General features: G+C 60.4%; 16 protein-coding genes. 7 read left to right on the top strand and 9 right to left on the bottom strand.

From position 1 onward, the window contains the following. Positions 1–20: 20 nt before the first annotated feature. Together KP808_RS03160 and KP808_RS03165 are read right to left on the bottom strand one after the other, a co-directional pair. Positions 21–1,748: a C13 family peptidase gene (locus tag KP808_RS03160; protein WP_058400872.1), complete on the bottom strand. Its 1,728-nt coding sequence runs from the start codon at positions 1,746–1,748 to the stop codon at positions 21–23. A 140-nt stretch (positions 1,749–1,888) separates the two neighbouring features. Further along, positions 1,889–2,344 carry a MaoC family dehydratase gene (locus KP808_RS03165; protein ID WP_058407840.1) on the bottom strand — a complete coding sequence of 152 codons (456 nt, stop codon included), beginning with the start codon at positions 2,342–2,344 and terminating at the stop codon, positions 1,889–1,891. 205 nt (positions 2,345–2,549) lie between these two features. Here KP808_RS03165 and KP808_RS03170 point away from each other — a divergent pair, with 205 nt between their 5' ends. From KP808_RS03170 to KP808_RS03180, 3 genes are read left to right on the top strand one after another with little or no spacing between them, the layout of a single operon-like run. Continuing rightward, positions 2,550–2,912: a CidA/LrgA family protein gene (locus KP808_RS03170; RefSeq protein ID WP_019741210.1), complete on the top strand. Its 363-nt coding sequence runs from the start codon at positions 2,550–2,552 to the stop codon at positions 2,910–2,912. A 2-nt stretch (positions 2,913–2,914) separates the two neighbouring features. Continuing rightward, positions 2,915–3,625 carry an LrgB family protein gene (locus KP808_RS03175; RefSeq protein ID WP_219171679.1) on the top strand — a complete coding sequence of 237 codons (711 nt, stop codon included), beginning with the start codon at positions 2,915–2,917 and terminating at the stop codon, positions 3,623–3,625. Positions 3,626–3,638: 13 nt separating this feature from the next. Beyond that, entirely contained in the window at positions 3,639–4,229 is a 591-nt protein-coding gene (locus KP808_RS03180; protein WP_058400869.1) for an LON peptidase substrate-binding domain-containing protein, read from the top strand. Positions 4,230–4,283: 54 nt separating this feature from the next. Here the strand turns inward: KP808_RS03180 and KP808_RS03185 are convergent, their stop codons facing one another. From KP808_RS03185 to KP808_RS03210, 6 genes are all read right to left on the bottom strand, one after another. Continuing rightward, the gene (locus tag KP808_RS03185; RefSeq protein ID WP_058407838.1) at positions 4,284–4,850 is read right to left on the bottom strand and encodes a DUF4136 domain-containing protein; all 567 of its coding nucleotides are present in this window, start codon (positions 4,848–4,850) and stop codon (positions 4,284–4,286) included. Positions 4,851–4,868: 18 nt separating this feature from the next. Next, complete coding sequence (locus KP808_RS03190) at positions 4,869–5,507, bottom strand: DUF4136 domain-containing protein (protein WP_058400867.1); 639 nt, start codon at positions 5,505–5,507, stop codon at positions 4,869–4,871. 19 nt (positions 5,508–5,526) lie between these two features. Beyond that, the gene (locus tag KP808_RS03195; RefSeq protein ID WP_011169666.1) at positions 5,527–6,276 is read right to left on the bottom strand and encodes a methyltransferase domain-containing protein; all 750 of its coding nucleotides are present in this window, start codon (positions 6,274–6,276) and stop codon (positions 5,527–5,529) included. After that, positions 6,273–6,578 (bottom strand): MazG-like family protein, encoded by a 306-nt coding sequence (locus tag KP808_RS03200; protein ID WP_002555541.1) that lies wholly within the window; start codon positions 6,576–6,578, stop codon positions 6,273–6,275. Before KP808_RS03200 ends, KP808_RS03195 begins: the two co-directional genes overlap by 4 nt. A gap of 118 nt (positions 6,579–6,696) precedes the next feature. Then, positions 6,697–7,554 carry a MaoC family dehydratase gene (locus tag KP808_RS03205; protein WP_230018790.1) on the bottom strand — a complete coding sequence of 286 codons (858 nt, stop codon included), beginning with the start codon at positions 7,552–7,554 and terminating at the stop codon, positions 6,697–6,699. Between the two features lie 30 nt (positions 7,555–7,584). Next, entirely contained in the window at positions 7,585–8,940 is a 1,356-nt protein-coding gene (locus KP808_RS03210) for a 3-oxoacyl-ACP reductase (protein ID WP_005742938.1), read from the bottom strand. 108 nt (positions 8,941–9,048) lie between these two features. On the opposite strand from KP808_RS03210, the gene KP808_RS03215 reads away from it, so the two are divergent. From KP808_RS03215 to KP808_RS03225, 3 genes are all read left to right on the top strand, one after another. After that, positions 9,049–10,326 carry an acetyl-CoA C-acetyltransferase gene (locus tag KP808_RS03215; RefSeq protein WP_230017428.1) on the top strand — a complete coding sequence of 426 codons (1,278 nt, stop codon included), beginning with the start codon at positions 9,049–9,051 and terminating at the stop codon, positions 10,324–10,326. Positions 10,327–10,562: 236 nt separating this feature from the next. Further along, positions 10,563–10,841, top strand: a complete 279-nt coding sequence (locus tag KP808_RS03220; protein ID WP_058400863.1) for a hypothetical protein — start codon at positions 10,563–10,565, stop codon at positions 10,839–10,841. A 32-nt stretch (positions 10,842–10,873) separates the two neighbouring features. Continuing rightward, positions 10,874–12,271, top strand: coding sequence for a DUF726 domain-containing protein (locus tag KP808_RS03225; protein WP_058407835.1), 1,398 nt, complete (start codon positions 10,874–10,876; stop codon positions 12,269–12,271). Positions 12,272–12,277: 6 nt separating this feature from the next. Here KP808_RS03225 and KP808_RS03230 read toward each other — a convergent pair whose 3' ends face one another. After that, positions 12,278–13,306 carry a bile acid:sodium symporter family protein gene (locus KP808_RS03230; protein WP_057402417.1) on the bottom strand — a complete coding sequence of 343 codons (1,029 nt, stop codon included), beginning with the start codon at positions 13,304–13,306 and terminating at the stop codon, positions 12,278–12,280. 85 nt (positions 13,307–13,391) lie between these two features. On the opposite strand from KP808_RS03230, the gene KP808_RS03235 reads away from it, so the two are divergent. After that, entirely contained in the window at positions 13,392–14,195 is an 804-nt protein-coding gene (locus tag KP808_RS03235) for an AraC family transcriptional regulator (RefSeq protein ID WP_122280173.1), read from the top strand. The last annotated feature ends 105 nt before the right edge of the window (positions 14,196–14,300 follow it).

Here is a 14,300-nt window from a genome sequence, read left to right on the forward strand (position 1 = left end):
TCCCTTCATACACTGATAGCCTAGTGGCTAGTCGAGGTCTTCGCTTCCGTGCGGTTCAACGCCGTATTCAAAGCGCGTTCGGCCTGGCTTTTGCGCAACTGCTGCCAGCGCGCCAGAACTCCTTTCGGTGCCCATATCTGCGGTTCGGAGGCGTCGAAATTGTCTTCGCTCTCACGTTGGGCAACATAGGCTTTTGCTTCGTTGAAAGCGTGTTGCAGGTCATCGGTTTCGACCAATGCCCTGGCGAATAGTGCATCGCCAAAGTAAGTGAAATCAGCCTCTTCCGAGCAGCCGAATGAAACGCGGTCGGCGCGTGATGCGGTCATGATCAACGTGCGTTCATCTTTCAGGTCTGGAATGAAACCACCGGAATAGCAGGCCGAAATCACCACGATCTTGTCACGATTCTTCAGCGGCGCAAGGGCCGCGGCGAGGGCATCGGCGGGCAGATCGGCCAGCGACAGGCGCGGCTGGTCCAGCACCAGTTCATGGTCCTGGGTGCCGTGGCTGGTCAGGTAAATGAAGATCAGGTCTTCCGGGCCGGTACGCTGCGCGAGTGTCTGGACTGCGCGGGAGATGGTCTCGCGGGTTGCCATTGGCCGGTCATCCATGTGGTCGCGATGATTGACCAGACTGACCTGCCCGACGGCTCCAAAGCGCGACTTCAGCAGGTTGCTGACATAGTCTGCCTCGCGCATGAACACGCTTTGCTTGCCGTCGCCGCCCACGACCAGGGTGTAAAGCTCGGTGGCGGGCGTTGACGCAGGGACTGCGGCCAGTGCTTTCTCCAGCAGGGTGCCTTGTACCAGCAGCCCTGCTTCAAGCGCGTCAGGCAGCAGTTTGCCTTTGGCGTCGCGCACCCGTTGGCCATTGGCCCAGATACCACGCTGCTCCTTACCGTCCGGGGAGATCAGCACGCCGTCGCCCTGATAGGTGTCATCGGCGAACTGGCCGACATAGCGGCTGCCGTCGGCCAGTTGCAGCTGGCCCTGACCCATGAAACGCCAGTTGTCGAAGTCGCCCTGATAACGGCTGCCGTCAGAACCGATCAATTCGCCTTTGCCGGTCAGCGCGCCTTCCTTGAAATCACCGCTCCAGACGTCGCCGTCGCTATTTTCATAGCGACCCTTGCCGTCGAGCTGGCTGTTGCGAAAGTTGCCGACATATTGATCGCCATCAGCGCTGGTGAAGCTGCCGGTGCCCTGCAATTGACCGTCGACAAAATTACCGCTGTATTGATTGCCGCTGGCGTCACTGCGCGAGCCTTCGCCGTTGGCCTTGCCATTGGCGAACATGCCCTGGTGCTGGCTGCCGTCTTCCAGCTCAAGGCGACCGGGGCCGTCGTACAGGCCTGCCTTGAACTGACCGCGATAAAGCACGCCCTTGTCTTTCTGAGTGCCTTCGCCGTCGCGCAGCCCGAGTTTGAAGTTACCGACATAACTCGCGCCATTGCGGGTCGTCAATCGACCCTGACCGTTGAACAGGCCTTGCTCGAAACCACCCTTGTAGACGTCGCCGTTGCTGGCGTGCCACTCACCCTGGCCTTGGCGCAGGCCGTTTTCGAACTGACCTGCGTACCAACTGCCGTTGGGGTAGTCGATACGCCCCTGGCCCTGTAATACGCCGTTGACCAGATCGCCGCGATAGCGCCCGCCATCGGACAGACGGCCGTCGGGTGGCAAAATTGATTCGCCATCACCGCAGCCTGCGATCAAGAGTGTCAAAGCCAGTGGAGCGAGCGCGCGCATGTGAGATCCCGGAAGAATGATTCAGGGGCGGGCCCGGCTCTGCTTGAGCAAATGTTATGGGGCACGACCGCAGGGGAGTATGCCGCAGCGAGTAAGCGGGATGAAACAGTCTGTTACGACTGTTTCATGTTTTAAACGTGTTACACGAAACACAGGGTTAAAGGTTCGGCCACAAAAGCGGGTTTTTCCTGACCTTCGATCTCCAGCGTGGCGGTTGCCTTGAGCAGCCATTGGCCCGGCTTTTTCTCGGTCACTTCAGTCAGCTGGACCTTGAGACGCACGCGAGAGTTGACCAGCACCGGCTGAACGAAGCGCACGCTGTCCATCCCGTAGTTGACTGCCATCTTCAAGCCTTCGGGCAGCACCATGATGCCCTCCATCAGCTTGGGGATCAGTGACAACGACAGGAAACCATGCGCGATAGTCGCGCCGAACGGAGTCTGCGCCGCTTTGACTGGGTCGACATGAATGAACTGGAAGTCCCCTGTGGCTTCCGCGAACAGGTTGATGCGCTCCTGGTCGATGGTCAGCCAGTCTGAACATTCTGCTTCCTTGCCAATGTAATGCTTGAGCTCTGTGACGGGTACAGAAGGCATACCGCTCTCCTTGCCTGATGTGGTGTTGTGTTGAAGTGCCGCTGCCCGAATCAGCTAATGCCTGCGGACGAATCACAAGATCAGCAGAGTGTTGCCGGTTGGTCAAGCAACTGCCTCAATACGAATACCCGCTCATGACCTGCGACGCGGCGTGTTTATAATGACGCCGATAATTCGCTGGATTCGTTTATTTGCCGGGGTCCTCATGTTGTTACGGGGTTTGACATGGCTGGTGATGTTCCAATTGCTGGGAACCGCGCTCAACCATCTTTTTCTATCGATATTGCCGGGGCCGATCATCGGCCTTGTGCTGCTGATGGCCTATCTGATGCTGCGCGGTGAAGTGAGCGAGCCGATCAGCATGGCCGCCAGCAGTCTGCTGCGTTATCTGCCGCTGCTGCTGGTGCCGCCTGCCGTTGGCGTGATGGTGTATGCGTCGGCCATCGCCAAGGACTTCTGGGCGATCTTCGGCACGCTGACCCTGTCGCTGATGATTTCCGTGACCTTTGTCGGCTGGCTGATGCAGGCACTCATCCGGCGTCAGGCCCGCCGCCAGGAGGGGCCATGAATATGGACTGGCACGGTGCATGGCTGTCGGTGATTCACCATCCGCTTTTTGGCATCGCGATCACCCTGGGCGCCTATCAGCTGGCGATGGCTGCGTACGAGCGAACCCGCTGGCTGTTTCTGCAGCCGGTGCTGGTTTCGATGGTGGTGGTAATCAGTGTTGTGCTGTTCTGCGATCTTGAATACACCGAGTACCGCAAAAGCACTGAAATTCTCAGCACGCTGCTGGGGCCTGCGACCGTGGCGCTGGCGGTGCCGCTTTACCTGAATATGCGGCGAATCCGCCAGCTGTTCTGGCCTGTCTTGACTACGCTGGTAGTCGGCGGGGTTTTTGCCACCGGGTTGTGTGTCGGGTTCGGGGTGCTGTTCGGTGCCGACCATATGATTCTGATGACCATGGCACCCAAGTCGGTCACCTCGCCCATCGCCATGCTGGTTGCCGAGCAGATCGGCGGCGTCGCAGCCCTGGCGGCGGTTTTTGTGTTGATTACTGGCGTATTCGGTGCCATTTTCGGCCCCGGCCTGCTGTCGCTGGCCGGGGTCGACAACCCTGCGGCCCGCGGTATGGCACTGGGTCTTACGGCCCATGCGGTGGGGACTTCCGTGGCATTGCAGGAAGGAGAGGAATCGGGGGCTTTTGCTGCGTTGGCAATGAGTCTGATGGGCGTTGCAACGGCATTGTTCCTGCCGCTGGCAATGTCGCTGGCCATTTAAAGGAGGCTTTTCCATGACGTTGCCGTTGTTTCCGTTGAACGCTGTGCTGTTTCCAGGTTGCGTGCTTGATCTGCAGTTGTTTGAAGCGCGCTATCTGGACATGATCGGCCGCTGCATGAAGCAGGGTGAAGGGTTTGGTGTGGTGTGCATCACCGAAGGAAGTGAGGTGGGCAACGTGCCGGGCGGTTACTCGCCGATTGGCTGCGAAGCACTGGTCACGGATTTCCAGCAGCAGGACAACGGCTTGCTGGGCATCCGTGTCGTCGGTGGGCGGCGCTTCCGGGTGGTCGCCGCTGAAGTTCAGCGCGATCAACTGCTGGTGGCTGAGGTTGAATGGCTGCAAGAGCCTGTGGAGCGTCCGTTGCAGGAAGAAGACGCCGACCTCGTTGCACTGCTGGAAGCACTGGCCGAGCACCCGATGGTGGCGTCCTTGAACATGGGCGTGTCTGCCGGTGGGCAGTATTCATTGTCCAACCAGCTTGCCTATCTGCTGCCGTTCACCGAGAAGGACAAAGTGGAGCTGCTGGAAATCGACGATCCCGAGGAGCGCCTTGACGCGATTCAGGAACTGCTCGATGAAATGCAGGGCGATCTGCAGGCCTGAGCCTCGATCGCGCTGCTCATTGCGCAAGACAGCGTTGCGACTCGTCAGGCGGGGTTAGCGCGGCGGATACTGCTCCAGAATTTTTGCCACCGTGGTGCGGATGGCTTGCTCCCGTTCAGCCGGGCTGCCGGCGTTGTCGTTAAGGATGCGCTCGGTGCTGCCGCGCCAGACCAGTTTGCCGTCCTTACCGTCGAACATATCAATCTGCAAGGTGCCGACCTTGTAGTCCACGCTGCGGGTTTCGGTGTTCATCGGCCCGTTCCAGTAGCCGTAGCCACCCCAAGGGTTCCAGCCGCCGCCATAGTTGGTGCTGACCGTCTGCTGGCGATTTTCGACAATCAGCCAGGCCTGCACTTTCAAATCCGACCGGGTGCCCGCAGCGGCCATGCGCAGGCCGCGCTGGTCCAGTTGCTCGCTGATCGATTGGCGAATGCGCTGCTCGGTCAGGTCACTTTTGAGCCGTGGGTCATCATCCGGCTGATACTGAACGGCAGGCTCTTTCCAGCTCCAGTTGCGATAGCCGCCGAAATCACGCTGGGCATCGAAGTCGCGATTGATCGAATTGCTCTGACAGGCAGCCAGCAGCAAGGCACAGGACAGCAGGACGATACGGCGAAACATGGCAGTGCTCCGAATGGGTTACGAAGGAGGGTAGGCCGTCAGCGCCTGTTGCACGGCCTGACGTAATGCGCTGCTGCGGTCTGCCAGATTATTGCTGGCGCGTGCATCTGCGCTGGCGCTCCATACCGGTTGACCGGTGCGTGCGTCGATCAGATTGATCTGCACCACCATCACGTTTTCCTTATAAGTGCGCACCACCGGCACGCTGGCGTAGCCGCCGTAACCGGGCCGGTAACCATCGTAGCGGCCATAGCCCATGCCGCCTCCGTAATACGGATCGTAATCTTCGCGCACCTGACGCAGCCGGGTTTCCTGCCGGGTCGTGGCGCTGACGTAGAGGTCCGCAGCTTGATTACCGCGAGCCGGCCGCAAGCCGCGTTGGTCCAGACCATTGCTTACTGCTTCAACCACCTGCGCCGAGTCTACCCACGCTGTACCGGGCGGCAACTGGCCGTTAAGCCAGCCCCACGACCGATACCGGCCATAGTCGCGCGGCGGCGCAGGGTAGGCGCTCATGTCCAGTGTCTTCGCTGCCTGCGCAGGAGCAGGCGGCATGGGCAGAGAACTGGCCACATACGGGTTATCGCTCTGGCACGCGCTAATCCCGAGCAGGCCAGTCCCCAGAAGCAGGGCAAACAAGGCAGGACGGTGTTTCATGGTGGTCTCCGCAGTGATGTCAGACCGGACGGCACATCCAGTGCAGGTAACGGCCCAGCCCGGCAAAGGCTGGATGACGCCGATGCGCCAGCTCCATTTCCAGCAGGTCGGTCAGCTCGGCCCGAGCCTGGAATTCAACCGGCATGTAATCGTGAAACACCCGCACGCCGCTACGGGTTTCGACTTGCCACAGGCCTTCAAGTTGCGTCGCCAGTTCCCGAGGGTCGAGCGGTTGTTGTGGCGTCAGGCTCTGCTTTTCCCCGGCCATGTCATTTTTGCGCATCTTGCGGAAATGACCTTTCAACAAGTTGCGATAGATCAGCGCATCACGGTTGTAAAAAGCCAGTGACAGCCAGCCATCGTCGCGGGTCAAGCGGCGCAGTACCGGAAGGATGGCGTGCGGCTCGGCCAGCCATTCCAGCACGGCGTGGCACAGCACCAGATCGTAAGTGTCGCTCAGTAAACCGGGCAGCGCCTGCCACGGAGCCTGAATGAAGGTAGCCGTCTGTCCGGCCTCGACAAAGCGCTGACGTGCGCCTTCGAGCATGGGTTCGGCGGGCTCGGCCAGGGTCACTTCATGTCCTTGTTCTGCAAGCCACAGTGACATGTGGCCCAGCCCTGCGCCGATATCCAGTACGCGAAGCGGTCGTGCGGGCAGCGTCTCGGTCAAATCGGCCTGCAGCACCGCCAGCCGAATGGCTCCCTTGGCACCGCCGTAGATCTTTTCTGCAAAGCGGGTCGCCAGCTGGTCGAAATGCCGATCACTCACTTGGCAAATCTCCGCTCGCTGTCTGCCAGCTTGTTGCGCACCACGGTTTCCATGTCCAGCCCCAGCTCGCTGCACAGCAACAACAGATAAAGAACGATATCGCCGACTTCCTGACCGGCATGTTCCAGTTGGTCGGCAGGCAGCTCGCGGGACTGGTCTTCACGCAGCCACTGGAATATTTCCACCAGCTCGGCCATTTCCACGCTGGCAGCCATGGCCAGGTTTTTCGGGCTGTGAAATTGCTTCCAGTCATTCTGGTCGCGGATGCGGTGCAGGCGTTGGGTCAACTCGTCGAGGTTCATCGTGCTCTCCTGAAGGTGCATAGCTTCAGGGGGAACGGGTCGCCAGGCAAGTGGGCGTTGCGGTTTGTTCAGCTGTTGAAGGGAGATAGGCCCCCGTCAGAGGGCTTTATCAGGGGCATCACTCGGTTGCAGGCTGCCAGCTACCGATCATATGCACGATGCCCTCCTTGCCTTCGACGCGGAACTGACCATGAGAGCCGGCAGCGCTGGCCGAGAGTGTGACGTCGGCGGGCAGACGTACCGGCTTCTGGAACTGCACGCTGATCTCGACATTCGAGGCTGGCAAGTGCTCGCCAAGGGCCGCGAGCGTACGTGCCTTGAGCCACATGCCGTGGGCGATGGCGCGGGGGAAGCCGAACAGCTTGGCGCTGGGTGCGCTGAGGTGAATAGGGTTGTAGTCGCCCGACACCTTTGCATACTCGCGCCCGATTTGTGCCGACGCACGCCAGTTGTCCAGCTCGATCAAAGGCAGCGGCGCAAGCTCGGGATGCTTGACAGGCGCGTCTTCCAGATGCACGGCGGTGCACAGCATGGTGCTTTCTTCTTCCCAAAGCAGGCCCATGCCATCCTCGGCCTGAGTCACCAGGGTGAAGGTCGCGCCTTTGGCGTGCGGGCGCAGGTCGGTGGCCTGAACGCTGATATACAGCTGGCTCACGCCGCCGAGCGGGCGATGAGTGCGAATGCGATTGGCAAGGTGAATAAGCCCCAGCAGCGGAAACGGAAACTCCTGAGAGGTCATCAGTTGCATTTGTAGAGGAAAGGCCAGCACATGCGGGTACGTCGGCGGCAGCAGGCTGCTTTCTTCGAATCCACAGACCTTGCTGTAAGCATCAAGCTTGTCGGTATCGACCGCGATCCAGCTTCGCAATCCCAGATCGGGTAACTGCGACCCTGTGACCTTGCGCCTGAGCGCTGCCTGGATGAACAGGTTGGACAGGGGCTGCAGAGAATTGAGGTAGCGCCAGTGAGCCGTCATCATCCATCTCCTTGAATTCGATGCTGGGGCTTATGCCCCGATCACGTTTTGACCACATACACGTAGAACCTGACCGCTCACCGCGCCGCTGCCCGGCTGGCTGAACCACGCCACGGCTTCGGCAACATCCTGTGGCGAACCGCCCTGACCAAGCGAACTCATGCGCCGTCCTGCCTCACGCAGGGTGAACGGCATGTGCGCGGTCATTTTCGTTTCGATGAAGCCCGGTGCGACGGCGTTGATACTGATGCCGCGTGACCTGAGCCCGGGGGCCATCGCCTTGGCAAAACCGATCAGACCGGCCTTGCTGGTGGTGTAGTTGGTTTGCCCGCGATTACCGGCAATGCCGCTTATCGAAGCCATGAGCACAATCCGCGCGTTATCCTTAAGCGCACCGGCGTCGAGAAGCACCTGAGTCAGCACTTGCGGAGCGTTGAGGTTGACCGCCAGTACCGAGTCCCAGAAGTCCTCCGGCATGTTGACCAGCGTCTTGTCACGCGTGATGCCAGCGTTATGCACCAGTATGTCGACGCCGTCCGGCAGGTGTTCAAGCAACTGCGCAGGAGCATCCGCCGCGCAGATATCCAGCGCCAGTGCCTGGCCGCCAAGCCGCGAGGCCAGTGCTTCCAGTTCGTTTTTGGTCTGTGGCACGTCCAGCAGAATGACCTGCGCGCCATCACGGGTCAGGGTCTCGGCAATCGACGCACCGATGCCGCGCGCCGCGCCAGTCACCACTGCCTTGCGTCCGGCCAGTGGGCGAGTCCAATCCTGCACTTTGCCCGGACAGGCGCTCAGGTGAACAAACTGACCGGAGATGAACGCAGCCTTGGGCGTCAGGAAGAAGCGCAAGGCGCCCTCCAGCTGATCCTGCGCGTCGTCATCCACTTGCAGCAGCTTGACCGTTGCGCCGTTGCGCACTTCCTTGGCCAGCGAGCGGCTGAAACCTACGATGGCCTGTTGAGTGCTGGCCGCCAGCGGATCAGCGAGTGTCTCGGGGGATTTGCCGAGGATCACCACATGCGCGCAGTGATCGAGATTGCGCAGCAGCGGCTGAAAGAAATCCCGCAACTGCCTGAGCTGCTCGGTGCGCAGGATCTGGCTGGCGTCGAACACCACAGCTTTCAGGCGCGGCCCCTGGTTGGACACCCAGGTGGTGGCGCCAGGCATGTCACTGCCAAAACTGTACAGCGAGTCGGTCAGACGGCTGGCGAACTGGCGGACCTGATCACCCAGCGGCCCGGCACTGATCAGCAGCGTGCCTTCTACAGGACGAAGCCGGCCGGCCTGCCAGCGCTCCAGGTGGGTGGGGGCGGGCAGACCGACGGCATTCACCAGGCGCCGACCCATGTCGGAATTGGCGAAATCAATATAGCGATCTGACGGCATGGAACACTCTCCTGAAGTCGGGGTTCAAAGGAATGGACCACGGTGGCATGACGTTTGTTCTTGCGATCGACACGGCTCATCCATTCGCTTGAAGAAAGGGAGTTTTCCATGACGCATCCTCGTCGGGTCGCCATCGTTGGCGGTAACCGCATTCCGTTCGCCCGCTCCAATGGCCCTTACGCCACTGCCAGCAATCAGGACATGCTCACTGCCGCTCTGGAGGGGCTGATCGAGCGCTTCAATCTGCACGGGTTGCGCATGGGCGAGGTAGTGACAGGCGCGGTGCTCAAGCACTCCAGAGACTTCAACCTGACCCGCGAATGCGTGCTGGGCTCGCGACTGTCGGCGCAGACCCCGGCGTATGACATTCAGCAAGCCTGCGGCACGGGGCTGGAAGCCGCGTTGCTGGTGGCCAACAAAATCGCGCTGGGGCAGATCGAGTGCGGTATTGCCGGGGGCGTGGACACCACGTCGGATGCGCCGATAGGTGTCAATGAAGGGCTGCGCAAGATTCTGTTACAGGTTAATCGCAGCAAGACACCGGGCGACAAAATCAAGGCCCTGATGCAATTGCGCCCACACCACCTCAAGCCGGAGCTGCCCCGTAACGGCGAGCCACGTACGCGGTTGTCCATGGGCCAGCATTGCGAGCTGATGGCGCAGAACTGGGGCATAGAGCGCGGGGCGCAGGATCAACTGGCGCTTGAGAGCCATCTGAAAATGGCCGCAGCCTACGCCGAGGGCTGGCAGGATGACTTGATGACGCCGTATCTGGGGCTGATCCGTGACAACAACCTGCGCCCGGACCTGACCCTCGAAAAGCTGGCTGGCCTCAAGCCCGCATTCGAGCGAAGTGCCAAGGGCACGCTGTCGGCCGGCAACTCGACGCCGCTGACCGACGGCGCGTCGGTGGTATTGCTGGCCAGTGAAGAGTGGGCTCGCGAGCGCGGCCTGCCGGTGCTGGCCTACTGGCGGGATGGCGAGGCCGCAGCGGTGGATTTCGTCAACGGTGCAGAAGGGCTGCTGATGGCCCCGGCCTATGCCGTTCCGCGCCTGCTGGCGCGCAATGGCCTGACCCTTCAGGATTTTGATTACTACGAAATTCACGAAGCCTTCGCCGCGCAGGTGCTGTGCACCCTCAAGGCCTGGGAAGACGCTGATTACTGCAAAACCCGTCTGGGACTGAACGCGCCGCTGGGGTCGATTGACCGCAGCAAACTGAACGTCAAGGGCAGCTCGCTGGCAGCCGGGCATCCGTTTGCCGCAACCGGAGGCCGTATCGTCGCCAACCTGGCCAAACTGCTCGATGCAGCAGGCAGCGGGCGTGGATTGATTTCGATCTGCGCAGCAGGCGGCCAGGGTGTGACGGCGATTCTGGAGCGTTAGGCAAATACTGGAGGCATGGGCATAATCCACAGCGGAAAAGGACGGTACGTCTGAAGAGATATGACGCAGAGCGTCATGAACGGCATGCCAACGCGGAGCATTGGCACGATAAGGTTCTTCTGGACACCTCTCGTTCCTCACGCTCCAGCGTGGGAATGCATTTCGTGACGCTCCGCGTCACACCCGTGCGCGGGATGAACAGTCAGCACTATTGGCCTGTAACGTCGAGGTAAAACATGGGGCTCATCATTGGGGTATCGGTGCTTCTGATTCTGATCGGCACGGTGCTCTATCTGTTCGACAAAGGCGCGCGGACCCGCTGGCTGAGGCCCTATATCGGCCTGGCGCTGATTGGGTTGCTGATCGGCGGGATGGGCTTGCTGGTGGGGCTGGTTTCCGATGAAATCGAAAGTTATTTCCTGCTGGTTGCCAAATGGGTGATCGCTGTGACCGGTATCATGTTTTGCCTGCGGCTGATCATACTGATCGCCAGGCGCTTCATCGTCAGAAATTGAGCGTGCAACCCGCCCATGTGTGACAGGACAACGTGGAAAATCACTTCAAGTTTCTGACCTTGCCCAAGACATCGGGCGAGGTCGCCAACGTCTTCATTCACGGCTATTCGTCAGGGCATGATCTGGACGACCGGCGCATGCTGGCCAACAGTATTCCTGGTGCCTTGCGCCAAAGCGTGAATATTCTGGCGTTCTGGCCATCCAGCCATTTCACCCAGATGGACAACCGTTCCCGTGGCCTGTTGATGGCCGCCGCCCGAGTGCATCCGTTGGCGGGCGCAGCCGCGCTGGCGGGAGACCGCGTCGTTCATTTTGCGCGCATCCGCAACCGGGCTCGCGATATGGGCAAAGTGTTGCTGGCACAACTGGACCGCTATCTGTTCGAACATCATCCGGACGTAAAACAGGTCAACCTGATCGGCCATTCACTGGGCGGACGACTACTGGTCAGCGCGCTCAAGAACCTGCAACAGACGCCCGAACACGGGCTGGTGGTGGGCGATGTGTTGCTGATGGCTGCTGCGGTGCGCATTGAAGCGGCCGAGGCCGAAGTGTTAAAGCAGAAAATCAGCGGACGACTGATCAACGCTTACTCCAGCGAAGACCATGTGCTGTTGTTGAATCTGGGTGAAAAGAGCTTGGGACGCACGCCGGTCGAGCATTTCGAGAATGTGCGGATGCCGGGTTATCGCCATCACCATTACTGGAGACGCTTGCAGGAAGTGCTGATCGCAACTCGCTTCAGCGGCTGTGAAGGACTGGAAACCGGCGTTGCCGTTTTACCGACAGTCACCCGCGACCCGGTCTTGCAGGACATCTGGCTGCACAGCGTTCTGGCCCGCTCCCCAGACTACGTGCTGGAGGCGGCCATCAAGCATTTGTGCAGCAGTCGATGGACGCGCCTCAAGGCCACCGAAGCGGATCGCACCTACGCATTTGTGCGCGAATTCCAGCTGGTCGCCGGACACTTTCTGATCAATGCCGCCCGGCGTCGAGGCGTGCCCTATACGAGAGTGCTGGGCATGCTGGCGCGGCAGTACGGCCTGAGTGATTCGCTGCACCAGTGTGCGACGGTGGTTGAAGTGGAGGAACTGCTGCTCAGAACGTTCTTTCGCCATGCGTTCAACAGCGCGCACCCGCTGGTGCAGATGCCACGCGCCAGTGTCAGCGCGATGAGCTGGGAGGTGTATGCCGCACATGTCGATGCACTGGCCGAGCGTTTGACCGTAGCTGCATTCTTCAAGCCCGCGCAGGCCGAGAAAGCTCCAGGCACAATCAAAGGGTTGCTGGGCGCAATTCGCCAGGCACCGGTGCAGCGCCTGCTGACGCACTTTGGCACGGCGCTCAGGCCGGGTTATTCAGCGTTGATCCCGACAGTGGCAATCGTCTTTTACGCGCGCGTCACGCTGGGCGATGACGCGCTGATGTAACGGCGGTCAGGCGGCCTGGGCTTCTTCCAGCGCGGCCTGCGAAAGCTGCTGGCGATGACGACTGGCGTAGCTCTCGGCGATGATCGAACAGACGATCAACTGCATCGGGTGGTAGATCATGATCGGTAACAGGATCAGGCCCAGCCCCGGATTGCTGCCGAAGATCAACGCTGCCATCGGCGCCCCCGCTGCAAGCGACTTTTTGGTGGCGCAGAACACCGCCGCGACCTTGTCGGCATGGTCGAACTTGAGCGCCCGCGCGGTGCGCGTGGTCATCAACAGGATCACCGCCAGCAGCAGCGCGGTACCGATGAATGCGGTCAGGATCACACTGTTGCCCTGGCTCTGCCACATGCCGGAAATCATCGAGTTGCAGAACGCAGCGTAAACCAGCAGCAGAATCACCAGCTTGTCGATCAGGTTGGTGTACTTCTTGTGACGGGCGAAAAACTTGCCCAGCAACGGCCGCATTAGCTGACCAAGCACCAGTGGCAGCAGGAGCATGGCGCACAGGTCGAGCAGCGTATCGCCCAGATCGATCCCGCCAGCACCGGTGCCGACCACCAGGCTGACCAGCCACGGGGTGATGAAAATCCCGATGACGCTGGACATGCTGGCGTTGAGAATCGCTGCCGGGACATTGCCGCCTGCGCTGCCGGTCAGTGCCACCGAAGACGAAATGGTCGAGGGCAGGGCGCACAGGTAGAGAAAACCCAGCATCAGCAGCGCCGGCACATACGAGCCCAGCAGCTTTTGGCACGCCAGCCAGATCAGCGGGAACACCACGAAGGTGAAGACCTGGATCATCACGTGCAGGCGCCAGTTGGTCAGGCCTTTCTTGATCTGCTCGCTGGACAGGTTTACCCCATGCAGAAAGAACACCACGAACACGCCGACCTTGATGACGTATTCAGCGTGCATGCTGCCGCCGGTAGCGCCGAAACGCGGGAAGAAGTAGGCGAGCACCGTCGCCAGAACCATGCCCCAGAGGAACCAGTCGGTAGCGACGCGTTTGAAGTGTTTGAGTGATTGCATGAGGGGTCCGTAGAACGTTTGTACACAGAGATGCGTGCAGGCTACTCTGTTGCGCCATAGCCGTCTTGCGACATAAGGCCATAAGATGCCGAGTAACGGACAGATCAATCAGCGGCAGCCTACGGGCGAACGGCAGATACCGGCATTGGCCGGCCTGCCGCGCCCGCTGTATGCCCGTGCTGAAAGCCTCACTGCCGGTTCGTGGACGCCGCCTCATCGCCACGACTGGGTGCAGTTTTCCTACGCCATCAGCGGGGTTCTGGGGGTGCATACCGCCGAGGGCAGTTTCTTTGCGCCGCCGCAGTGGGGCGTCTGGGTGCCTGCCGGGCTTGAGCATGAGGTGGTGACCTCCATGCGCGCCGAAATGCGCAGCCTTTACATTCGCACGGCTGATTCGGGCTGGGCACCACAGCGTTGCCGGGTGCTGGAAGTCACGCCGCTGGCCCGCGAACTGATCAAGAGCTTCTGTCTATTGCCCGTGGACTATCCCGAGCAGGACAGCCATGAGGCGCGGCTGGTGCAGGTATTGCTGGACCAACTGGCGCACTTGCCGGAAGTCGGTTTTTCGCTGCCGTTGCCGCGTCACCCGCGTTTGCTGAGCCTGTGCAACGAGTTGATCGAAGAACCGGGCCAGTTGATTACCCTGCACGACTGGGCGGCACGTCTTGGTACATCCGAGAAAACCCTGATGCGCCTGTTTCAGCGGGAAACCGGGTTGAGCTTTCGTGGCTGGCGTCAGCGCGCACGATTGCTGTCTTCACTTTCTGCACTGGAAGAGGGCGCCAGTGTGACCCATACCGCGCTGGCCTGTGGTTATGACTCGACGTCGGCTTTCATCGCTGCGTTCAAAGGCTTGTTCGGCTATACGCCCGGTGATTTGTTCAAGTAACGCCAGGTTGTATTGCGCACTAACGAGTGCATTTAACGAAGATTTTTCGGGCTTTACACGTTTTGTCCCGGAATATCTTTTATCGCCTGTACGGCACGAAAGGTG

It is taken from the genome of Pseudomonas savastanoi, assembly GCF_020917325.1.
Taxonomy (GTDB): domain Bacteria; phylum Pseudomonadota; class Gammaproteobacteria; order Pseudomonadales; family Pseudomonadaceae; genus Aquipseudomonas; species Aquipseudomonas amygdali.